We start from the raw sequence: 21,400 nt of genomic DNA, 5'->3' as shown, positions 1-21,400 counted from the left end.
GCTCCCACAGGATTACCTACAGCATAGCGGCAATGGTGATCCTGTGGGAGCGGGCTTGCCCCGCGAAGAGGCCAGCGCAGGCTATAGAGGTTTATCAGATCGAGCCGTAGCGCTTACGCGCCTCAATCGCCAACCCGCTACCAATGCTGCCGAAGATGTTGCCTTCCACATGCCGGGCATTGGGCAGCATCGCCGCCACGCTGTTACGCAGCGCCGGGATCCCGCTCGAACCCCCGGTGAAGAACACGGTATCCACCTGCCCTTCGCTGACGCCCGCCTTGTTCAGCAGCTCGCTGACGCTGCCGCGCACGCGTTCCAGCAGGCCTTCGATCGCCGCTTCGAACACGGCACGGGTCAGTTCCGCTGTCAGCTCCGGCTCTACCCGGCGCAGGTCGATATGGCGGCTGTCGTGCTCGGTCAGCTCGATCTTGCTGGCTTCCACTTCCATCGCCAGCCAGTGGCCGGCGCGCTGTTCGATCAGCTTGAACAGGCGGTCGATGCCCAGGGTGTCTTCGATGTCGTAGCGCATGTTGCCCAGGGCCAGCTGCGACTTCTGCGAATACAGGGCGTTGATGGTGTGCCAGGTGGCCAGGTTGAGGTGATAACTGGTCGGCATCAGCGCGCCGCTCTTCATCCGGCTGCCATAGCCGAACAGCGGCATCACGCCCTGCAAGCTCAGTTGCTTGTCGAAGTCGGTACCACCAATGTGCACGCCGCCGGTGGCGAGAATGTCACTTTGGCGTTCGGCCACCAGGTGGCGCTCGGGCGACAGGCGGATCAGGGTAAAGTCGGAGGTACCACCGCCGATATCGACGATCAGTACCAGCTCTTCACGGCTGATGCTCGACTCGTAGTCGAAGGCTGCGGCAATCGGTTCGTACTGGAACGACACGTCCTTGAAGCCGATCTTGCGTGCCACGTCGGCCAAGGTGTCCTCGGCCTCCTGGTCGGCGGCCGGGTCTTCATCGACGAAAAACACCGGACGGCCCAGCACCACCTGGTCGAAGCTGCGCTCGGCGGCGGTTTCAGCGCGCTTTTTCAGCTCGCCGATAAACATGCCCAGCAGGTCCTTGAACGGCAGGGCGCTGCCCAGCACGCTGGTGTCGTGCTTGATCAGCTTGGAGCCGAGCAGGCTCTTGAGCGAGCGCATCAGGCGGCCTTCGTAGCCTTCCAGGTACTCGTGCAACGCCAGGCGACCATACACCGGGCGACGCTCCTCGATGTTGAAGAAGACCACCGAAGGCAGGGTGATCTTGCCGTCTTCCAGGGCGATCAGCGACTCAGTACCAGGGCGGTGCCAGCCGACCGTGGAGTTAGAGGTGCCAAAGTCGATGCCCAGGGCGCGGGCCGGGGATACGTCAGACATGGGAAAAGGGCTTCCGGAGGCAAAACGGCCGCGCAGTTTATGCCAGTTGGCAAGAGAATCAAGACCAGTCGTCTGCCATGCAGCAATCCCAAGTGGGCCTTGAAAGGCTATGCTTGACCCCTATCTTCAGTTGCAACACGCAATTTCACATTGGTGATCCACAGATGGACTTCAAAGACTATTACAAGATACTCGGCGTAGAGCCCACGGCGGATGACAAGGCGATCAAGGCCGCGTACCGCAAGCTGGCGCGCAAGTATCACCCCGATGTCAGCAAGGAGCGCGACGCCGAGGACAAGTTCAAAGAGGCCAACGAGGCCTACGAAGTGCTGGGCGACGCGCAGAAACGTGCCGAATTCGACGAAATCCGCAAGTACGGCGGCCAGCATGGCCGGCCGTTCCAGGCGCCGCCGGGCTGGGAAAACCGGGGCGGTGGTGCGGGCGGTGGTTTTGAAGGCGGCGACTTCTCCGACTTCTTCAGCTCGATTTTTGGCGCGCGCGGGGGCAACCCCTTTGGTGGCGCCCGGCAACAGCGCAGTGCAGGCAGGCGAGGGCAGGACGTGGAGCTGGAACTGGCGGTTTTCCTTGAGGAGACCCTGAGCAAGGAATCCAAGCAGATCAGCTTCCAGGTGCCGCAAACCAATGCCGCCGGGCAGCGCACCGGGTTCACCACCAAGACCCTGAACGTCAAGATCCCTGCCGGGGTGACCGACGGCGAGCGCATTCGCCTCAAGGGCCAGGGTGCGCCGGGCAGTGGCGGCGGGCCCAATGGCGACCTGTTCCTGACCATCCGCATGGCACCGCATCCGCTGTTCGATGTCGAAGGTCATGACCTGATAATCACCGTGCCGTTGGCACCGTGGGAGGCTGCGCTGGGCACCAAGGTGGCGGTGCCGACCCTGGATGGCAAGATCAACCTGACCATCCGCCCCGACAGCCAGAGCGGCCAACGCCTGCGGGTACCGGGCAAGGGCCTGGCCAACAAGCACGGCGAGCGCGGCAACCTCTACGCGCAGCTCAAAGTGGTCATGCCGACGGCATCCGACGAGTCTACCCGTGAACTGTGGGCCAAGCTTTCCGAGAAGGCCGCGTTCAACCCGAGGGCACAATGGAGTAAGTGATCATGAGCAGCACCTTGATCGTTCAACTGGACATGCGCACCCTCTGCCAGGAGGCCGATATTACGGCCGACTACGTGATCGAAATAGTCGAACACGGCATCGTCGAACCCTCTGGGCGAACGCCTGAGGATTGGTTGTTCGACGATCAGGCGCCGCTGTTGGCCAAGCGTGCGGCGAAGCTGCACCAAGAGTTGGAACTGGAGTGGGAAGGCGTGGCGCTGGCGCTGGAGCTGCTGCAGGAAGTGCAGCAGTTGCGCAGTGAGAACAGCATGCTGAAGCAGCGGTTGGGCAGGTTTATCCAGATGTGAAGGTTGCAGGCCCGGCCTCTTCGCGGGTGAACCCGCTCCCACAAGTACGGTACTGGCCTCAGGCCCTGCATGGTCCCTGTGGGAGCGGGTTCACCCGCGAAAAGGCCAGTACAGCCAACATCAATCTCAGGTTGGATCGGCACCCAGGTTCAGCACCAGTTGCATGAAGGTCAGGTCCAGCCAGCGGCCAAACTTCACCCCCACCTGCGGCATCTGCCCGGTCACCACAAACCCCAGCCGCTCATGCAGGCGTACCGACGCCGCATTGCCACTTTCGATCGCTGCCACCATCACGTGCTTGCCACAGCCCCGCGCACGCTCGATCAACGCGGCCATCAACACCGGCCCCAAACCCTTGCCGCGCTGGTCGCCACGGATATACACCGAGTGCTCGACGGTATGGCGAAAACCCTCGAACGGCCGCCAGTCGCCGAACGATGCATACCCCAGCACGCCGGTCTCATCCACTGCCACCAGGATCGGGTAGCCCTGTTGTGCCCTGGCCTCGAACCAGGCCTGGCGGTTGGCCAGGTCCACCGGGGTTTCGTTCCAGATCGCCGTGGTGTTGCGCACGGCGTCGTTGTAGATGTCGAGGATGCCCGGCACGTCGGCGGGCAAGGCGTCGCGGATTTCGTGGCTCATTGCAGCGTCTCACAAGGTCGATGGGCGCAGATTAAATGGTTACCAGCCCGCGTACACCCTCGGCTTGCATGTTTTCACCACGCCCACGCTGGATGATTTCGCCACGCGCCATCACCAAGTACTGGTCGGCCAGTTCCTCGGCAAAGTCGTAGAACTGCTCGACCAGCAGGATGGCCATGTCGCCACGCTCGGCCAGGCGCCGGATGACCGCGCCGATTTCCTTGATCACCGAGGGCTGGATGCCTTCGGTGGGCTCGTCGAGGATCAACAGGCGCGGGCGGCTGGCCAGGGCACGGCCAATGGCCAGTTGTTGCTGCTGGCCCCCGGACAAGTCGCCGCCGCGGCGTTGTTTCATCTGTTCCAGTACCGGGAACAGCTCGTAGATGAAGGCGGGCACTTCGCGGGCCTCGCGGGCGGGAAAGCGCGACAGGCCCATCAGCAGGTTCTCTTCCACGGTCAGCCGCGGGAAGATTTCCCGGCCTTGCGGCACGTAGGCGATGCCGGCGTGGACCCGTTGCTGGGGCTTGAGCGTGGTGATCGGCTTGCCTTCCCATTCGACGCTGCCTTCGCGGGCGGCGACCAAGCCCATCAGGCAGCGCAGCAGGGTGGTCTTGCCCACGCCGTTGCGGCCCAGCAGGCAGGTGACTTCGCCGACCTTGGCTTCGAAGGACAGGCCGCGCAGGATGTGGCTGCCGCCGTAGTATTGGTGCAGGGTGTCAATCTTGAGCATGTCATGTCCCTGAGTTTTTTGTTGTGGCTGCACCGGCCCCTTCGCGGGGCAAGCCCGCTCCCACAGGTTCACCACAGTTTTCGGATGGAGTGATTCCCCTGTGGGAGCGGGCTTGCCCCGCGAAGAGGCCGATGCAGGCTGTTTGAATCATCGGCCCAGATACACCTCGACCACGCGCTCATCCGCCTGCACCTGCTCCAGCGACCCCTCCGCCAGCACGCTACCTTGGTGCAGAACGGTGACGTGGTCGGCAATGCTCCCGACAAACCCCATGTCGTGCTCCACCACCATCAGCGAATGCTTGCCGGCCAGGCCCTTGAACAGTTCGGCGGTGAACTCGGTCTCGGCGTCGGTCATGCCGGCCACTGGTTCATCGAGCAGCAGCAGTTGTGGTTCTTGCACCAGCAACATGCCGATCTCCAGAAACTGCTTCTGGCCGTGAGACAGCAGCCCCGCCTGGCGCTGCGCCAGGGATTGCAGGCGCAAGGTGGCGAGCACCTCGTCGATGCGCTGCTGTTGCTCTCCACTCAACCGCGCGGCCAGGCTGGCCCACACCGACTTGTCAGTCTTCAGGGCCAGCTCCAGGTTCTCGAACACGGTCAGTGCTTCGAACACCGTCGGCTTCTGGAACTTGCGGCCGATGCCGGCCTGGGCGATCTGGTATTCGCTCATGCGGGTCAGGTCGAGGGTGTCGCCAAAGAAGGCGCTGCCGGTGTCGGGGCGGGTCTTGCCGGTGATCACGTCCATCATCGTGGTCTTGCCAGCGCCGTTGGGGCCAATGATGCAGCGCAGTTCACCGACGCCGATGTACAGGTTGAGCGCGTTGAGGGCCTTGAAACCATCGAAGCTGACGCTGATGTCTTCCAGGCTCAGCACCGTGCCATGGCGGGTGTCCAGGCCCGCTGTACGGCGGCTGCCCAGACCGATGGCGTCGCGGCCGGCGCCGAGGTTGTCGAACACCGGTTCAAGCATGAATTCTGGATGCACAGGGGGCACGCCTCTCATGGTTGGCTCCTTTTCTTCAACAGACCGACCACGCCCTTGGGCAGGTACAGGGTGACGAGAATGAACAGCGCACCGAGGAAGAACAGCCAGAACTCCGGGAAGGCCACGGTGAACCAGCTCTTCATGCCGTTGACCAGGCCAGCACCAAGTAGCGGGCCAATCAACGTGCCACGCCCGCCAAGGGCGACCCACACGGCGGCTTCGATGGAGTTGGTCGGCGACATCTCGCTGGGGTTGATGATGCCCACCTGAGGCACGTACAGCGCACCGGCAAGGCCGCACAGCACGGCGCTCAGCACCCACACCAGCAGCTTGAAACCGCGTGGGTCGTAGCCGCAGAACATCAGGCGGTTTTCGGCGTCGCGCACGGCGGTGAGCAGGCGGCCGAATTTGCTTTGGGTCAGGCGCCAACACAGGTACAGGCTGGCCAGCAGCAGGCCGACAGTGAGCAGGAACAGCACCGCGCGGGTGCCTTGCGCGGCGATGTCGAAGCCCAGGATGGTGCGGAAGCTGGTGAAGCCATTGTTGCCGCCAAACCCGGTTTCGTTGCGGAAGAACAGCAGCATGCCGGCAAAGGTCAGGGCCTGGGTCATGATCGAGAAGTACACGCCCTTGATCCGCGAACGGAAGGCGAAAAAGCCGAACACCAGCGCCAGCAGGCCCGGCGCCAGCACCACCAGGCACAGCGCCCAGGCAAAATGCTGAGTACCGGCCCAGTACCAAGGCAGTTCGGTCCACGACAGGAAGGTCATGAAACCCGGCAGCCCGTCCCCGGCGGCCTGGCGCATCAGGTACATGCCCATGGCGTAGCCGCCGAGGGCGAAGAACAGCCCGTGGCCCAGCGACAGCAGCCCGGCATAGCCCCAGACCAGGTCCAGGGCCAGGGCGACGATGGCATAGCAGAGGATCTTGCCGACCAGTGTCAGGGTGTAGGCCGAAACCTGCAGGGCATGGTCCGCCGGCAATAACGACAGCAGCGGCAGGGCCAGCAACAGCAGGACGACGACAGCGGCGATGGCCAGCGACAGGCGCGGCCCGGCTTTTTGCGAAGCGGTGACAAGCAGTGGCTGGTTCATCAGTCGATTACCCGTCCCTTGAGGGCGAACAGGCCTTGCGGGCGCTTCTGGATGAACAGAATGATCAACGCAAGGATGAGGATCTTGCCAAGCACCGCGCCGATCTGCGGCTCCAGCAGCTTGTTGGCGATGCCGAGACCGAAGGCGGCCCAGAGGCTGCCAGCCAGTTGCCCGACACCGCCGAGCACCACCACCAGGAACGAGTCGATGATGTAGCTTTGGCCAAGGTCCGGGCCGACGTTGCCGACCTGGCTCAAGGCCACGCCACCCAGCCCGGCGATGCCCGACCCTAGGCCAAAGGCGAGCATGTCGACGCGCCCGGTGGACACGCCACAGCAGGCGGCCATGTTGCGGTTCTGGGTCACTGCGCGCACGTTAAGGCCAAGCCGCGTGCGGTTGAGCAGCAGCCAGGTGAGCAGTACCACGGCGAGGGCGAAGCCGATGATCACCAGCCGGTTGTACGGCAGCACCAGGTTGGGCAGCAGTTGGATACCGCCGGACAACCACGCCGGGTTGCTGACTTCGACGTTCTGCGCGCCGAACAGCAGGCGGATGGCCTGGATCAGGATCAGGCTGATCCCCCAGGTCGCCAGCAGGGTTTCCAGTGGGCGGCCGTAAAGGTGACGGATCACCGTGCGCTCCAGCGCCATGCCGACCCCGGCGCTGACGGCGAAGGCGACGGGCAGGGCGATCAGCGGGTAGAACTCGATCGCGCCGGGGGCGTAACGCTGCAGCAGCACCTGGACCATGTAGGTACTGTAGGCCCCGAGCATGAGCATCTCGCCATGGGCCATGTTGATTACCCCGAGCAGGCCGAAGGTAATCGCCAGGCCCAGGGCTGCCAGCAGCAGGATCGAGCCCAGCGACAGGCCGCTGAAGGCTTGGCCGAGCAGTTCGCCGACCATGAGCTTGCGTTTGACCTGGGCCAGGCTGGTTTCAGCGGCCGTGCGCACGGCGGCGTCGCTTTCGACGCCGGGCTGCAGCAGCGCTTCCAGGCGCGTACGGGCGACCGGGTCGCCGGTCTCGCCCAGCAAGCGCACGGCGGCCAGGCGTACGGCAGGTTCGCTGGCACCCAGTTGCAGGTTGGCCAGGGCCAAGCCCAGGGCTGCGTGCACCGCTGCGTCCGGTTCGCTGGCAAAGCGCCGGTCGAGGAAGGCCATCTGTGCGGGTTGCGCGCTCTTTTGCAGTTGCTGGGCAGCGGCCAGGCGAGTGTCGCTGTTGTCGCTGAGCAACTGGTGGCTGGCCAGGGCGTTGTCGATCAGGCTGCGCAGGCGGTTGTTCAGGCGCACCTTGCGGGTGTCGCCCTCGGCGATGCGGCCTTGGCGCAGGTTTTCCAGCAGCGGCAGGCGCGCGGCATCGGGTTGGGCTGCCCAGCTTTCGAGCAGGCGGGCTTGCTCGGCAGGCTTGGCGGTGAGGAAGAATTCGCCCTCGCTGGCCTGGGTGGCCAGGGGCATTAACAGGAGAAGGGTGAGCAGGAGTCTAAGCATGCGAGCAATCCTGGATTACAGCGGTGGATTCTTCGCGGGTAAACCCGCTCCCACAGGTACGGCGCAAGGGCTGGATCGTGCGCGGTCCCTGTGGGAGCGGGTTCACCCGCGAATGGGCCGCAAGGCGGCCCCAATGGCATTCAGTTACCTTTCACCGCGTAATCGGGGCGTTTGTCGTTGCCCGGAATGAACGGGCTCCAAGGCTGCGCCCGCAGCGGCTGCTCGGTTTCCCAAACCACACTGAACTGCCCGTCATCCTGGATTTCGCCGATCATCACCGGCTTGTGCAGGTGGTGGTTGGTCTTGTCCATGGTCAGGGTGAAGCCGGACGGTGCCTGGAAGCTCTGGCCAGCCAGTGCCTCGCGCACCTTGTCGACATCGGTGGACTTGGCTTTTTCAGCCGCCTGCGCCCACATGTGAATGCCCACATAAGTGGCTTCCATCGGGTCGTTGGTCACCGCCTTGTCGGCGCCCGGCAGGTTCTTGGCCTTGGCGTAGGCCTTCCAGTCGGCGACGAACTTCTGGTTGACCGGGTTATCCACCGACTCGAAGTAGTTCCACGCGGCCAGGTGGCCCACCAGCGGCTTGGTGTCGATGCCGCGCAGTTCTTCCTCACCCACCGAGAACGCCACCACGGGCACGTCGGTGGCTTTCAGGCCTTGGTTGGCCAGCTCTTTGTAGAACGGAACGTTGGAGTCGCCGTTGACGGTGGAGATGACCGCCGTCTTGCCGCCCGCGGAGAACTTCTTGATGTTGGCGACAATGGTTTGGTAATCGGCGTGGCCGAACGGGGTGTAGACTTCTTCGATGTCCTTGTCGGCCACGCCCTTGCTGTGCAGGAAGGCGCGCAGGATCTTGTTGGTGGTGCGCGGGTAGACGTAGTCGGTGCCCAGCAGGAAGAAGCGCTTGGCGCTGCCGCCTTCTTCGCTCATCACGTATTCCACGGCGGGGATGGCCTGCTGGTTAGGCGCGGCGCCGGTGTAGAACACGTTCGGCGACATCTCTTCACCTTCGTACTGCACCGGGTAGAACAGCAGGCCGTTGAGCTCCTCGAACACCGGCAGCACCGATTTGCGCGACACCGAGGTCCAGCAGCCGAACACCACGGCGACCTTGTCCTGGGTCAGCAGCTGGCGGCTCTTTTCGGCGAACAGTGGCCAGTTGGACGCTGGGTCGACCACCACCGCTTCGAGCATCTTGCCGTTCACACCGCCCTTGGCGTTGATCTGGTCGATGGTCATCAGCGCCATGTCCTTGAGCGACGTTTCGGAAATGGCCATGGTCCCGGACAGCGAATGCAGGATGCCGACCTTGATGGTCTCGGCGGCCTGGATGCTCCAGCTAAGACCCATCGCCGCAATCGATGCGCTGAGGGTAAAGGCCTTGATCAGACTGCGACGCTTCATGTGCTCTCTCCGCTGAGATTTTTTATGGTGTTGGCCAAGCGGGAGGGGCGTTGCAAGGGGTGTGCCGAGTGGCGGAAGGTGCGTAATAGAGGGGGTGTGCGAGGTGTTGGGGCGTTTGCAAGGTCCAGGTTGGTGCCTTGCAGATGTGTGTGCACAGGATTGGGGCTGCAAAGCAGCCCCATGCGGCATCAGCCGTTACGCACCGCCGTGCGCGGATGGCGTTTGCTGCGCACACCCTGGTAGGTCACTGCCAGCAGCACGAACCAGATCGGCGTCACCAGCAGCGCTGCGCGGGTGTCGTCTTCCAGGCTCAGCAGCACCAGAATGCCGGCAAAGAACACCAGGCACACGTAGCACATGAAGCGCCCGCCGGGCATTTTGTACTTCGACGCCTGGTGCAGCGCGGCGCGGCGTTTGCGGTAGCTGAGGTACGACAGCAGGATCAGCGTCCAGACGAACATGAACAGCACCGCCGACACCGTGGTGACCAGGGTGAACGCCTCGACCACATCGGGCACCAGGTAGATCAGCACCGCGCCCAACAGCAGGCAGGTGCACGAGAAGTACAGGCCGTTGGCCGGCACGGCGCGCCGCGACAGCTTCTCGAACGCGCGGGGGGCATCGCCTTCCTGGGCGAGTCCGAACAGCATGCGGCTGGTAGAGAACACGCCACTGTTGGCCGACGAGGCGGCCGAGGTCAGCACCACGAAGTTGATGATGCTGGCCGCCGCTGGCAGGCCGGCCAGCACGAACAGTTCGACGAATGGGCTCTTGCCCGGCACCACATCGCGCCACGGGGTCACGGCCATGATCGCGATCAGCGCCAGCACGTAGAACACGATGATACGGATCGGGATCGAGTTGATGGCCCTTGGCAAGGTGCGCTCGGGGTTCTTCGCTTCCGCGGCGGTGGTGCCGACCAGCTCGATACCGACGAAGGCGAACACGGCAATCTGGAACCCGGCGAAGAAGCCCATCAGGCCATTAGGGAACATACCGCCGTCATTCCACAGGTTGGCCAGTTGCGCAGTGCGCCCGCTCGGCGATTCGAAGCCGCTGATGACCATGTACAGGCCGGTGGCGACCAGGCCGAGGATGGCGATGATCTTGATCAGCGCGAACCAGAACTCGAGCTCGCCGAACATCTTCACGGTAACCAGGTTCAGCGACAGCAGCACCGCCACGCAGGTCAGCGCGGGTATCCACTGCGGCAGGTCGGGGAACCAGAATTGCGTGTAGGCGGCAATCGCGACCACATCGGCAATACCGGTGACTACCCAGCAGAACCAGTAGGTCCAGCCAGTGAAGTAGCCGGCCCAGGGGCCGAGCAGGTCGGCCGAGAAGTCGATGAACGACTTGTAGTTGAGGTTCGACAGCAGCAATTCGCCCATGGCGCGCATGACGAAGAACAGCATGAAGCCGATGATCATGTAGACGAAGATGATCGACGGGCCGGCGAGGCTGATGGTCTTGCCCGAGCCCATGAACAGGCCGGTGCCGATCGCGCCACCGATGGCGATGAGCTGAATGTGACGGTTGGTCAGGTTGCGCTGCAGATGCTGCTCTTCAGCGGGCGGGGAAGAGGTCCGGGTCATTGGCTGCATTCCATTGAGGGTCAGTCTTTTTGTGAAAGCCGAGTAGGCTAACACGGGCGTCCCAATTCGGGGCGCGACAGATCGACACGACCTTTGCGGTGCAGCGTTGTACCTGTTGCCGGCCTCTTCGCGGGCAAGCCCGCTCCCACAGGTATTGTGTTGCGCTTGAGAAGCACGTCACCCTGTGGGAGCGGGCTTGTCCCGCGAAGAGGCCCGTAAGGTCACAGCAAGGATCAGGCGCTGGCCAGCACTCGGCGCCTGCGCACCACCAGGTTATCGACCAGCCACATCACCACCATCGACACCCCCACCAGCGGGAACATCACCCCCAACACCACCATCACTGCAACCGCCGTCTTCCAGCGCGGCAGGTCATGGCGCAGCGGCGGCACACCCAGCCCGCCAGCCGGCCGGCGTTTCCACCACATCACCAGGCCACTGACCGAACCCAGCAAGATCATCAGACACACCAGCAGAATGATGACCTGGTTGAACGCCCCGAACATCTTGCCCTCATGCAGCATCACGCCCAGCTCGGTGGCACGCGCAACCGGGCTGTAATCCTGCCAGCGCACATCGGCCAGCACCTTGCCGGTGTACTGGTCGACATGCAGCGTGGCGTCGTTGCGCGGGTCGTCGGCGAATACCGCAACGGTGAACACGCCGTCGGCCGTGGTCGGCAAGGTAATGCTGTAGCCCGGTTCGACCTGGCGCGCAGTGGCGATGTCCTCGACCTGCTGCAGGCTCACCTGCGGCGCTGCCGGGGCATTCGACATCATGTGATGCCCGGCATGTTCGGCATGGGCGCCGGACTGCGGCATGGGGGTGTTTTCCATTGCCCAGGGCACGGTCTGGCGATGGGCGCTGTTGAGCTCACCTGCCTGCTGATCGGACTTGGGTACGTCGTTCCACATCGCGGCCGGGAAGCGGTTCCACAGATCGGCGTATTGCTTGCCCCACAGGCCCGTCCAGGTCATGCCACTGAGCAGCATCAGCAGCAGCAGGGCCGAGCCCCAAAACCCCGTCACCGCATGCAGGTCACGCCACAGCAGCCGACCGCGTGCGGAAAAGCGCGGCCACAGCACGCCCGCGCTGTTGCGCCCACGTGGCCACCAGAGGTACAGGCCGGACACCACCAGCACGATGCCCCAGCCTGCTGCCAGCTCCACCAGGCGGTCACCGACCGTGCCGACCATCAACTCGCCGTGCAGGGCACGGGCTATCGCTTGCAGGTTCTGCTTGCCGTCCTGCGCACCGAGCAGCTTGCCGCTGTAGGGGTCGACGAACACGTTCAGTTCACGGCCGCCGTCATGCACCACGAACTGCGCGCTGCGTTCGGCATTCAGGGGCGGCAGGTACTGCCCCACATGGCCTTGCGGATACGCCTGGCGTACCTCGGCCAGCATCACATCCGCGGCCTGTCGGTGATGGCCGGCTTCGACCACCATCAGGTCGCGGTACAGCAGCGGGTCGAGCTGCGGCTTGAACAGGTAGATGATCCCGGTGATCGCCAGCAGGATCATGAACGGGACGACGAACAGCCCCGCGTAAAAATGCCAACGCCAGGCCAGGTTGTAGAAAGAGATGCGTGTTCCGCGCATGGGAACCTCCTGTTTGACCAGGTGAGGGGCGCGACCGTGGCCGCGCCCGTTGTTGTTGTCAGAAGCTGAAATCGACCTTGGTCCAGAAGGTCCTGCCTGGCTCGTTCACCGGCTGTGGATCTGTGGCCGGGTAGCCGAACCCGGCGTTCCCGGCCAGGTTCAAGTGCTCGGCGTAGGTGTTGTCGAACAGGTTGTCGACCCCTGCGCTGAGCTTGAGGTTGTTGTTCACCTTGTAGGCACCATTGAGCGAGAACACACCAAAGCCCGCGCTCTTTTCGTAGTCCTTGCCGACCACGTTGCCTTGGTTCTCGGCGATGCGGTTTTGCGCGGCCACCAGCCGCCACAGCGCACCCACACTCCAGACGTCGCGGCTGTAGGTCAGGCCCAGGCGGCTTTCCAGGGGCGGCATTTGCGGTAGCGCTTTGCCATCACTGCTGTTCTTGCCCCAAGCGTAGGCCAGGGTAGCGTCGGCCTTCCAGTTTTCGCTGAGCTTGTAGGCCGCGCCCACTTCGCCGCCCATGATGCGGGCGTCGATGTTCTGGGCCTGGGACGTGCTCATGCCCATCATGCCGGTGCGGTAGTCGAACAGGATGTAGTCACGGATCTGCCCGACATAACCCGATGCCCAGGCTTCGAGGCGGGCGTCGCGGTACTGGATGCCGAAGTCGAGCTGGGTGGTCTTTTCTGGCTTGATGCCGTCGAAGGCGTTGGCTGCGCCGGCTGGCGCCAACTTGGGCGAGAACAGCTCCCAGTAGTCGGGGAAGCGCTGGGCGTGGCCGAGGCCGACGTAGGTGGTGGCGGGGATGGCCGCCAGGTCATGTTCGTAACGGACGAAGCCGCTGGGCAGGGTGTCTGCGCGGGTGTCGCCTTCGGTGGCGCTGCCTTTGCGGAAGTCGCGGGCCGAGGCGCGGTCCAGGCGGGCGCCGGTAATCAGCCGGTCCTCGCCACTGACGTACCAGGTCAGCTCACTGAAGGCACCGTAGTTGTGGAAATCGGCATCCTTGGTCCAGGCCTGGCCTTTGTGCGCATCGACGCCCATGCCGCCGCGCTGGCGGTGTTCGTTGGTCTGCGCATCGATACCGCTGACCAGTTGCACGTCGGCCCAGCGCCAGGTCGCCTTGACCCTGGCGCCCATCGTGCGGCGGTCGACGTTGCTGACCATCGGCATGCCCATCATGCCGCTGCCCGAGGGCGTGCGCAGGCTGTAGTTGTCCATCACGTGGTCGGCGTAGTTGTAGTAGACCTGTGCCTCGACCTTGTCGAGCACCTCGCCGAGGTTGGACTTCTCGAAGCGCAGCCCAAGGCTTTCACGCTTGAACTGCGAGCCGTCCATGCCACGCCCGGCATAGCGTGCTTCGCCATCGCCCTTGCCGGCGGTGAGTTCCAGCAGGGTGTCCTGGTCGGGGGTCCAGCCCAGGGTCACATCGCCGTTCCACTTGTCCCAGCGCGAGGGCACGGTGTCATCGTTGCCGTCGTGGTAGTCGTCGGAGCGCGACTGGTTGCCGACGAAGCGGGCGTAGGCCTGGCTGTTGCCTGCGGCGGCGTCCAGCACCTTGTCGAAGCGGCCATTGGAGCCGGCCAGGAGGCTTGCGTTGACGCGGCTGCCGAGGGTGCCGAACTGTTCGGGCTCACGCTCGAAGAGGATGGTGCCGGCCGAACCGCCAGGCCCCCAGATCACGCTTTGCGGGCCTTTGATCACGGTCAGGCGGTCGTAGGTTTCTGGCGAGATGTACGAGGTGGGGGCATCCATGCGGTTGGGGCAGGCGCCCAGCATGACGCCGCCATTGGTGAGGATGTTCAGGCGTGAACCGAACATGCCGCGCAATACCGGGTCGCCGTTGGTGCCTCCGGAGCGGATGGCCGAGAAGCCGGGGATGGTCTTGAGGTAGTCGGCCCCGTCGCTGGCCGGTACCGGCTGGCGAGGGTCTTTCGGGTTGGTGACCACGGTCAGCGGCGAGCTGGGCGCCACGGCAGTGATCACCGTCGGGCTCAACTCGGGTGCGTCGTGCGCGTGGTCAGCGTGGCCGAGGTCGCTGGCCAGGGCCACGGGCGCGAGCAGCGAACCGCACACGGCGGCGATGGCCCCACGCAGGGACAGGGCAAAAACAGGGGTGCAGCCGGACATAATGATTCCAGTCGATCAGTCATGAGTGGGCGCGAAGCCTCCTGGCTCCGTGCGAACAATGGGTGTTCAGACGCTGATCAAGGAAGGCGGTGCGCGGCTGCGCGCGCCAGGGAATACAGCCTGCCGGGCATGCCCCTGGTGCGTGGCGGCAGTAAGGTGGGTGGTGGGTACTACGATGCTGGCACTGAGCGGGCTGAGGGTTTGTGGCAGTGCGGGGCAGTTGAACAGCAGGCTGCAGTAACCGCACTTTTCCCACATCACATGCAATTGGCCATCGTCACCGTGGCCGTGATGCGAGTCGGCGCCATGCTGATGCCCGGTGGGCATCGACATGTCCATCGGCATGTTCATGCCAGCGTGGTGATCCATCGGCATCGACTGGGAAATCAGCGGTCCGATGAAGATCATCCACATGGCGAACAGGCTCAACCAGCCGCCACCGACGCGCCTGCGTTCAGGGCGGGTGGTACGGCTGAGGCTGTTGCGCGGCAGGCTCATGGCGAGTGCCTGTCAGCTAATGGTCAGTGCGCGTGTTCGTGGGCTTGGGGCGTTCCCGAGGGCGCCTCTTTTTGCACGGCGACTTCGACGGTGACGTCACCGGCTTTTTCGAAGTGCAGGGTCAGCGGGAAACGCTTGCCGTCGGTGAGCAGGCTGCGGTCTTTAGGCTGCATCAGCATCACGTGGTAGGCGCTTGGGGCGAAGGTCACATCCTTGCCAGCGGGCACTACCACGTTGGGCACCTGCTGCATCTTCATGGTGCCGCTGGCCGTCATGGCGTGCTCGTGCAATTGGGCGTCGTCGCTGATGGGGCTGTCGACACTCAGCAGGCGATCATCCGCCTGGCCATTGTTGTGCACGACGAAATACGCGGCGACGTTGGGTGCATTCGGTGGCAGTTGCAGCGACCAAGGGTGCGCGATGTGCAGGTCGCCCACGGTGTATTCATGGGCAGTGGCGAAGGCGCTGGGCAGCAGCAGGGCAGCCACGACGAGAGCGTGCTTGAGCATGGTGAGTCTCCGATCTGTTCAGGTTCAGGCAGACAGCGTGAGCAACTCAGACCAAAGGGGAGGCGCGGGGGTTGAGCGCGGGCCATAGCTGGCGCGGCGTGGGTTGGTAATCGGCAAGCTGCGGCGAGTGCCCGGCGTGCAGGGGCGGCGGGTTATGCAACTGCGGCGGGTAGCCCGGCAGGGCCAACAGCGGTGCGGCACCGGAGCAACACCAGCAGTTCATCATGCTGGCGCTGTCATCGCTCTGCGGGCCGAGGTCGATCTTGGCCAGGGCCTGGACGTCGACCTTGGCCTTGTTGGCCATGCTGGAACAGAACGCCCCCCACAGCAACTGCTCGGCCGGGCCCTTGGGCGCGGCAGAGGACAGCGGCATGGCCAGCAGGTTGAACAGCACTGCTAGGCAGGCTATCCAGGCAATGTGCCGACGTGGGGGCATGGAGAGATCCGGTCAGGAATCGTGGTGGCTATTGTAAGGCGCAGTATAGGTAAAAAAGGTGGGGTGCGGTGAAGTGACGCAGTTGGCGGGGGTTTTTGGGGCTGCTCTGCAGCCCATTCGCGGGGCAAGCCCGCTCCCACAAGTGCAGCGTACAGCCCTGTGGGAGCGGGCTTGCCCCGCGAATGGCCGCAGAGCGGCCCCGGCATTCTCAAACCTTGTTGCGGCCCATCAAGCCGCGCACGGTTTCTTGCAGGTCGGCCGGCAGCACCACGACTTTGGCATTGTCGCTGCTGGCCAGGTTCTCCATCGCGCCGATGTACCGTTCGCCCAGCAAGTACATGGCCGGCACGGTCTCGTTACCCACCGCGTCCTTGACCAGCGAAATCGCCCGCGCCGAAGCCTCGGCCAGGTTGATTTGCGCCTCGGCGTCGAGCTTGGCCGATTGCAGGCGCGCTTCTGCCTCAAGGATCGCGGCCTGTTTGGCACCTTCGGCACGGGTCACGTCAGCTTTACGTTCACGCTCGGCGGCGGCCTGGCGCTCCATGGCCAGTTGCATGTTCTGTGACGGCTTGATGTCCTGGATTTCTACCGAACGCACAGTCACGCCCCAGTCTTCGGTCTGCTCGGACATCGCTTCGCGCAGGCGTGCCTTGATTTGCTCACGGCTGGACAGGGCCTCGTCCAGGTCCATGGCCCCGACGATGGCGCGCAGCGAGGTCATGGTCAGGCTGGTGACGGCGAAGGAGAAGTTCTGCACGCCGTAGGAGGCCTTCTGTGGGTCGACCACTTTGGCGAAGCACAGGGCATTGGCGACGATCACCGCGTTGTCTTTGGTGATGATTTCCTGCTCTTGCACATCGAGGATGATGTCTTTGGTAGGCAGGCGATAGGCGACCACGTCCACGTAAGGAATGACGATGTTCAGGCCGGGCTTGAGGGTGTTGTTGTAGCGGCCCAGGCGCTCGACGATCCACTCTTCGCCCTGAGGCACGATACGCACCCCCTTGAACACGGTGATCAGGACGAACAGGGCGAGGGCGCCCACGACGATAAGGCTGGTCATGATACGAACTTCCTTTTAGTACGGATTCAGGCCCGGATGACGCGGGCGGTGTTCCCTTCGATGGCGGTAAGGCGCACACGCTCGCCGGATGGGATGTCAGTGTCGGCGACGCAGGTCCATTCCTCGTTGCCGAGGATTGGCTTCTGGAAACGCACGCGGCCTTTCTGGAACTCGGAAACGCTGGCGGTCAGCAGGCCGACTTCGCCAATCACGCTGTCGGCTGTCCAGCGCACATCCGGCTTCTTGTTCCGGAACACCTTGAACCACAGCGCAGTGGTGACTGAAGAAAGCAGCACCCACAGCAGCATCTGCATATCCAGTTGCAGGCTGGGCGCGGCGAGCGAGATGAGCGAAACCAGCACGGCGCCGATGCCGAACCAGAGAATGAAGAACGTGGGCAGGACCAGTTCGAGCAGGATCAGCGCGATACCGAAGACCAGCCAGATCCACCATTGCATGTCCATATGAATGAAGCCTTCTGGGGGAGAGGGCTGAAGTCTAAGGCAACGGAGCGAACAAAGGCCATTCGGGTGCGACCGCGTGAAGCGGTGGCAAAGTCGATAGGACCTGTAGGAAAGCAGTACTAACCGTTACGCTGTCAGGGCGAAACGAGCCAGTCTTCAACCCTTAGACCGGGTACTCGTTGAAACTCGCGCACATTGTTAGTTACCAAAATTAAGCCAAGCGCTCGGGCATGCCCGGCAATCAGTTGGTCGTAAGGACCAATGGGGGTCCCTGATCTGGCCAGCTCCGCACGAAGCTGGCCACTGTGCTCAGCCGCATGGCTATCGTAATCGAGCACTTCAAGGCGCGCGGCAAAGCCCTCGACCACCGAAAGATTGCGCTCAGGATGATCCGACTTCTCAGCGCCGTAGATCAGTTCCATTAAAGTAATTGTGCTGATCGCCAATTGGCCGTGATGGCGATTGAACGCTTCGCGGACGCGTTGCGGTTTATTCTTGATCGTGAAAATGCAGATATTGGTGTCGAGCAGGTACCTGAGCATTAAAAACCTTCACGTTCCTGGTCTGCAGGTTGGTCACGGCTGGCCATGTACTCCGCGCTTGCAGGCTCACTTTCGAACCAGCTGTCCCATGATTCACCAGCAGGTGTGATGATGCGCGTACGCCCAACTGCAACAATATCCACTCGGGTGATGCCATCGGGAAGTGCGACGGATTTTGGCAAGCGGATGGCCTGACTGCGGTTGCTTTTGAAGACAGCACCTTGCTCCATGATGGGCCTCCTAGGGTAGCGACAATGTGTGACAGAAGTTTAGGTTGCATGTCGTATATGTCAATGGGATATACGTCATGACTGGCGAGCAGTCAAAGCGTCAGCCTGGCAAGCAATGCGTCTGAGTGAATGAATGTCTCATCGACCACCGGCAGTTCCGGGCGCCCCAGGATCAATACTGGCACCCCTAGCTCCCGCGCCACGTCCAGCTTGGGCTCGGTCGCCACGCTGCCGCTGTTCTTGCTGATCAGTACGTCGATCTTGCGGCGCGCGAACAACACACGTTCGTCTTCGATTCGGAATGGCCCGCGTGCGCCGATCACCTCGCAACGTTCGTTACCGGGGCAGGCCTCCAGTGCGCGCAAGGTCCAGAACTGATCCGGCGGGATCTCTGCCAGGTGTTGCAGCGGCTCGCGGCCCAGCGTGAACAGCGGCCGCCGGAATGGCGCGAGCGCCTCGATCAACCCCGCCCAGTCGTCCACTTCGCGCCAATCGTCACCCGGCTGTGCCTGCCAGGCGGGGCGGCGCAGCGCCCAGCAGGGGATACCTGCACGACGTGAAGCGATGGCGGCGTTGCGGCTGATCTGCGCGGCATAGGGGTGGGTGGCATCGATCAGCAGGGTAATGCCCGCCTCGCGCAGGTATTGGGCAAGGCCTTCAGCACCGCCATAGCCGCCGACGCGCACCTGGCAGGTCAGGTCCTGCGGTACGCGGCCGATGCCCGCCAGGCTGTAAACGTGCTGCGGGCCCAACTGGCGGGCGATGGCCAGGGCCTCGGTGACGCCGCCCAGCAGCAGGATGCGCGCGCTCATTGAACACCTGCCTGGCCGACGATGCCGCCTTGGCGGTCGATGGCGAACACCTCTACCTGCACCTGCGGCGGCACCACGCTGCGGGCGAAGGCCAGCGCGTGCGCGCAGACGGCGTCGCCCAGGGCGATGCCTGCGGCATGCGCCAGCGCCAGGGCTTGCTGGCTGGTGTTGGCGGCGATGATCGCGGCCTGAAGGTTTGCGTCGGCGCCGATATCCGCCGCCCAGCCGGCCAGCTGCGGCAGGTCGATGCTTGAGTGGCGGCTGTGCAGGTCCATGTGCCCGGCCGCCAGCTTGCTGATCTTGCCAAACCCCCCGCACAGGCTCAGGCGCGGTACCGGCACCTTGCGCAGGTGCTTGAGCACGGCGCCGACGAAGTCGCCCATCTCGATCAGGGCGATTTCCGGCAGGCCGTAGACCCGGCGCATGGTGTCTTCGCTGGCGTTGCCGGTGCAGGCGGCGATGTGCGTGTAGCCGTTGGTGTGGGCCACGTCGATGCCCTGATGGATCGAGGCGATGTAGGCCGCGCAGGAAAACGGCCGGACGATGCCGCTGGTACCCAGAATCGACAGCCCGCCGAGGATGCCCAGGCGCGGGTTCATGGTCTTCAGTGCCAGCTGTTCACCGCCCTGAACATTGACCGTGACTTCGAAACCGCCGCGGTAGGCGCACTCGTCAGCCAGGCGTTGCAGGTGTTCGCCCATCATGCGCCGGGGCACTGGGTTGATCGCCGGTTCACCCACTGCCAGCACCAGCCCCGGGCGTGTCACGGTGCCGACGCCTTGGCCTGCGACGAAGCGGATGCCGGGCTCTGCCAGCAGGCGGACCTGGCTGAACAGCAGGGCACCATGGGTCACGTCCGGGTCGTCGCCGGCGTCCTTCAGCGTGCCGGCTTCGGCGCATTCGCCATCGCGGCGGCAGAACTCCAGGCGCATCTGCACGACCTTGCCCTTGGGCAGGGTGATGCTCACGGCGTCGCTGCAGACGCCGGTCAGCAGCAGGCGTGCCGCCGCGAGGCTGGTGGCAGTGGCGCAGCTGCCGGTGGTCAGGCCGCTGCGCAGGGGCGCGGGCTGCTCGTGGGTTTCTTCACGCATCGAGGGGCTTCACCACATCGAGCAAGGTGATTGGCAGTGCCTGGCGCCAGGTGTCGAACGTGCCCAGCGGCTGCGCATGGGCAACATGAATACGGGTCAGTTCACCCCCGTGTCGCTCGCGAAAGTGCGCCAGGGCCAGTTCGCTTTGCAGGGTGACCGCGTTGGCCACCAGTCGCCCGCCGGGGCGCAGCCGCTGCCAGCACAGGTCGAGCACGCCTTCACGCGTTACCCCGCCGCCAATGAAGACCGCGTCGGGCTGCTCGAGCCCTGCCAAGGCTTCAGGCGCCTTGCCACGGACCAGTTGCAGGCCAGGCACGCCCAGCGCATCGCGATTGTGTTCGATAAAACCCTGGCGCCCTGCGTCGGCCTCGATGGCCAGCGCACGGCAGGCGGGGTGGGCGCGCATCCACTCGATGCCGATCGAGCCGCAACCCGCGCCCACGTCCCACAGCAGCTCGCCGGGCAGGGGGGCGAGGCGGGCCAGGGTGATGGCGCGGACATCGCGCTTGGTCAGTTGGCCGTCGTGCAGGAAGGCGCTGTCCGGCAGCCCGGCGACCCGCGGCAGGCGCGGGGCATCGGGCGCGGCGAGGCATTCGATGGCCACCAAGTTGAGCGCTGCAACCGGGGTGTGAGGCCAGTCCTGGGCGGTGCCCGCCACTTCGCGCTCATCGGTGCCACCCAGGTGTTCGAACACGCGCAGGCGGCTTGGCCCGAAGCCACGCTCGCACAGTTGTGCGGCGATTGCCGCAGGGCTGTCGCCGTCGTTGCTCAGCACCAGCAGGCGAGCGCCGCTGTGCAGGTGCGCATTGAGCGCTGCCAGCGGGCGGGCGACCAACGACACCACCTGCACGTCCTGCAGCGGCCAGCCGAGGCGGGCGGCGGCCAGTGCACAGGAGGACGGCATCGACAGCACCCGCATCTCGCTGGCGGGCACCTGGCGCGCCAGGCTGGCACCGACGCCGAAGAACATCGGGTCGCCGCTGGCCAGCACGCAGACCGGTTCGCCGCGCTGGGCGAGCACGGGCGCCAAGGAGAAAGGGGTTGGCCAAAGCAGCCGCTCGCCGACCACGCAGCGTGGCAGTAAAGCCAGTTGGCGCGGGCTGCCGAAGATCCGCGAAGCGCCCAGCAGGGCACGCCGGGCCTGCTTGCCAAGGCCATTGAAGCCGTCTTCGCCGATGCCTACTACTGTCAGCCAGGGTGCCATGTGTTTCAATCCGCCATTTCTGGGGCCGCTTCGCGCCCTTCGCGGGCAAGCCCGCTCCTACAGGCACAGCATGATCCCTGTAGGAGCGG

The 21,400-nt window shown here is 64.2% G+C and carries 22 protein-coding genes; 2 read left to right on the top strand and 20 right to left on the bottom strand.

Annotated elements, in window-relative coordinates; genetic code table 11:
* Positions 1-94 precede the first annotated feature (94 nt).
* On the bottom strand, positions 95-1,366 hold the full coding sequence (locus tag OO306_RS24900; protein ID WP_085272321.1) for an Hsp70 family protein: 1,272 nt from the start codon (positions 1,364-1,366) through the stop codon (positions 95-97).
* Positions 1,367-1,530: 164 nt separating this feature from the next.
* On the opposite strand from OO306_RS24900, the gene cbpA reads away from it, so the two are divergent.
* Entirely contained in the window at positions 1,531-2,487 is a 957-nt protein-coding gene (gene cbpA / locus OO306_RS24895; protein WP_099430563.1) for a curved DNA-binding protein, read from the top strand.
* Positions 2,488-2,489: 2 nt separating this feature from the next.
* The gene (locus OO306_RS24890) at positions 2,490-2,795 is read left to right on the top strand and encodes a chaperone modulator CbpM (protein WP_027592566.1); all 306 of its coding nucleotides are present in this window, start codon (positions 2,490-2,492) and stop codon (positions 2,793-2,795) included.
* 126 nt (positions 2,796-2,921) lie between these two features.
* Here OO306_RS24890 and OO306_RS24885 read toward each other — a convergent pair whose 3' ends face one another.
* The 19 genes from OO306_RS24885 to cbiE form a co-directional block, all read right to left on the bottom strand.
* Positions 2,922-3,437 carry a GNAT family N-acetyltransferase gene (locus OO306_RS24885; protein WP_099430561.1) on the bottom strand — a complete coding sequence of 172 codons (516 nt, stop codon included), beginning with the start codon at positions 3,435-3,437 and terminating at the stop codon, positions 2,922-2,924.
* Between the two features lie 31 nt (positions 3,438-3,468).
* Entirely contained in the window at positions 3,469-4,167 is a 699-nt protein-coding gene (gene urtE, locus OO306_RS24880; protein WP_027592568.1) for an urea ABC transporter ATP-binding subunit UrtE, read from the bottom strand.
* Between the two features lie 147 nt (positions 4,168-4,314).
* Entirely contained in the window at positions 4,315-5,172 is an 858-nt protein-coding gene (urtD, locus tag OO306_RS24875; protein ID WP_027592569.1) for an urea ABC transporter ATP-binding protein UrtD, read from the bottom strand.
* Entirely contained in the window at positions 5,169-6,248 is a 1,080-nt protein-coding gene (urtC, locus tag OO306_RS24870) for an urea ABC transporter permease subunit UrtC (RefSeq protein ID WP_265970146.1), read from the bottom strand. Before urtC ends, urtD begins: the two co-directional genes overlap by 4 nt.
* The gene (gene urtB, locus OO306_RS24865; RefSeq protein WP_265970147.1) at positions 6,248-7,702 is read right to left on the bottom strand and encodes an urea ABC transporter permease subunit UrtB; all 1,455 of its coding nucleotides are present in this window, start codon (positions 7,700-7,702) and stop codon (positions 6,248-6,250) included. Before urtB ends, urtC begins: the two co-directional genes overlap by 1 nt.
* A gap of 173 nt (positions 7,703-7,875) precedes the next feature.
* On the bottom strand, positions 7,876-9,141 hold the full coding sequence (urtA, locus tag OO306_RS24860; RefSeq protein WP_027592572.1) for an urea ABC transporter substrate-binding protein: 1,266 nt from the start codon (positions 9,139-9,141) through the stop codon (positions 7,876-7,878).
* A gap of 188 nt (positions 9,142-9,329) precedes the next feature.
* Entirely contained in the window at positions 9,330-10,736 is a 1,407-nt protein-coding gene (gene cycA / locus OO306_RS24855; protein ID WP_265970145.1) for a D-serine/D-alanine/glycine transporter, read from the bottom strand.
* A gap of 233 nt (positions 10,737-10,969) precedes the next feature.
* Positions 10,970-12,337, bottom strand: a complete 1,368-nt coding sequence (locus OO306_RS24850) for a PepSY domain-containing protein (protein ID WP_265970144.1) — start codon at positions 12,335-12,337, stop codon at positions 10,970-10,972.
* Between the two features lie 58 nt (positions 12,338-12,395).
* Positions 12,396-14,462: a TonB-dependent copper receptor gene (locus OO306_RS24845; protein WP_186702379.1), complete on the bottom strand. Its 2,067-nt coding sequence runs from the start codon at positions 14,460-14,462 to the stop codon at positions 12,396-12,398.
* Between the two features lie 66 nt (positions 14,463-14,528).
* On the bottom strand, positions 14,529-14,960 hold the full coding sequence (locus OO306_RS24840; protein ID WP_265970143.1) for a DUF2946 domain-containing protein: 432 nt from the start codon (positions 14,958-14,960) through the stop codon (positions 14,529-14,531).
* 23 nt (positions 14,961-14,983) lie between these two features.
* The gene (locus OO306_RS24835) at positions 14,984-15,469 is read right to left on the bottom strand and encodes a copper chaperone PCu(A)C (RefSeq protein ID WP_085272328.1); all 486 of its coding nucleotides are present in this window, start codon (positions 15,467-15,469) and stop codon (positions 14,984-14,986) included.
* A gap of 46 nt (positions 15,470-15,515) precedes the next feature.
* A complete protein-coding gene (locus OO306_RS24830) occupies positions 15,516-15,905 on the bottom strand; it encodes a DUF2946 domain-containing protein (RefSeq protein WP_085272329.1) in 390 nt (129 codons plus the stop codon).
* Positions 15,906-16,113: 208 nt separating this feature from the next.
* Positions 16,114-16,968 carry an SPFH domain-containing protein gene (locus OO306_RS24825; RefSeq protein ID WP_027592579.1) on the bottom strand — a complete coding sequence of 285 codons (855 nt, stop codon included), beginning with the start codon at positions 16,966-16,968 and terminating at the stop codon, positions 16,114-16,116.
* Positions 16,969-16,994: 26 nt separating this feature from the next.
* Positions 16,995-17,432 carry an NfeD family protein gene (locus OO306_RS24820; RefSeq protein WP_027592580.1) on the bottom strand — a complete coding sequence of 146 codons (438 nt, stop codon included), beginning with the start codon at positions 17,430-17,432 and terminating at the stop codon, positions 16,995-16,997.
* Positions 17,433-17,566: 134 nt separating this feature from the next.
* Positions 17,567-17,974, bottom strand: a complete 408-nt coding sequence (vapC, locus tag OO306_RS24815) for a tRNA(fMet)-specific endonuclease VapC (RefSeq protein WP_027592581.1) — start codon at positions 17,972-17,974, stop codon at positions 17,567-17,569.
* Positions 17,974-18,204, bottom strand: coding sequence for a type II toxin-antitoxin system VapB family antitoxin (vapB, locus tag OO306_RS24810; protein ID WP_265970142.1), 231 nt, complete (start codon positions 18,202-18,204; stop codon positions 17,974-17,976). The genes vapC and vapB overlap by 1 nt, the downstream gene beginning before the upstream one ends.
* A gap of 92 nt (positions 18,205-18,296) precedes the next feature.
* Positions 18,297-19,016 carry a cobalt-precorrin-6A reductase gene (locus OO306_RS24805; protein ID WP_265970141.1) on the bottom strand — a complete coding sequence of 240 codons (720 nt, stop codon included), beginning with the start codon at positions 19,014-19,016 and terminating at the stop codon, positions 18,297-18,299.
* Positions 19,013-20,107, bottom strand: a complete 1,095-nt coding sequence (locus tag OO306_RS24800) for a cobalt-precorrin-5B (C(1))-methyltransferase (protein WP_027592584.1) — start codon at positions 20,105-20,107, stop codon at positions 19,013-19,015. Before OO306_RS24800 ends, OO306_RS24805 begins: the two co-directional genes overlap by 4 nt.
* Complete coding sequence (gene cbiE / locus OO306_RS24795; RefSeq protein WP_265970140.1) at positions 20,100-21,311, bottom strand: precorrin-6y C5,15-methyltransferase (decarboxylating) subunit CbiE; 1,212 nt, start codon at positions 21,309-21,311, stop codon at positions 20,100-20,102. The genes OO306_RS24800 and cbiE overlap by 8 nt, the downstream gene beginning before the upstream one ends.
* Positions 21,312-21,400: the final 89 nt, after the last annotated feature.

It is taken from the genome of Pseudomonas sp. DCB_AW, from assembly GCF_026240895.1.
GTDB classification, from domain to species: Bacteria; Pseudomonadota; Gammaproteobacteria; order Pseudomonadales; family Pseudomonadaceae; genus Aquipseudomonas; species Aquipseudomonas kermanshahensis.
Note: the sequence above shows the minus strand (reverse complement) of the source record. Positions and strands in the feature narration are given on the sequence as shown.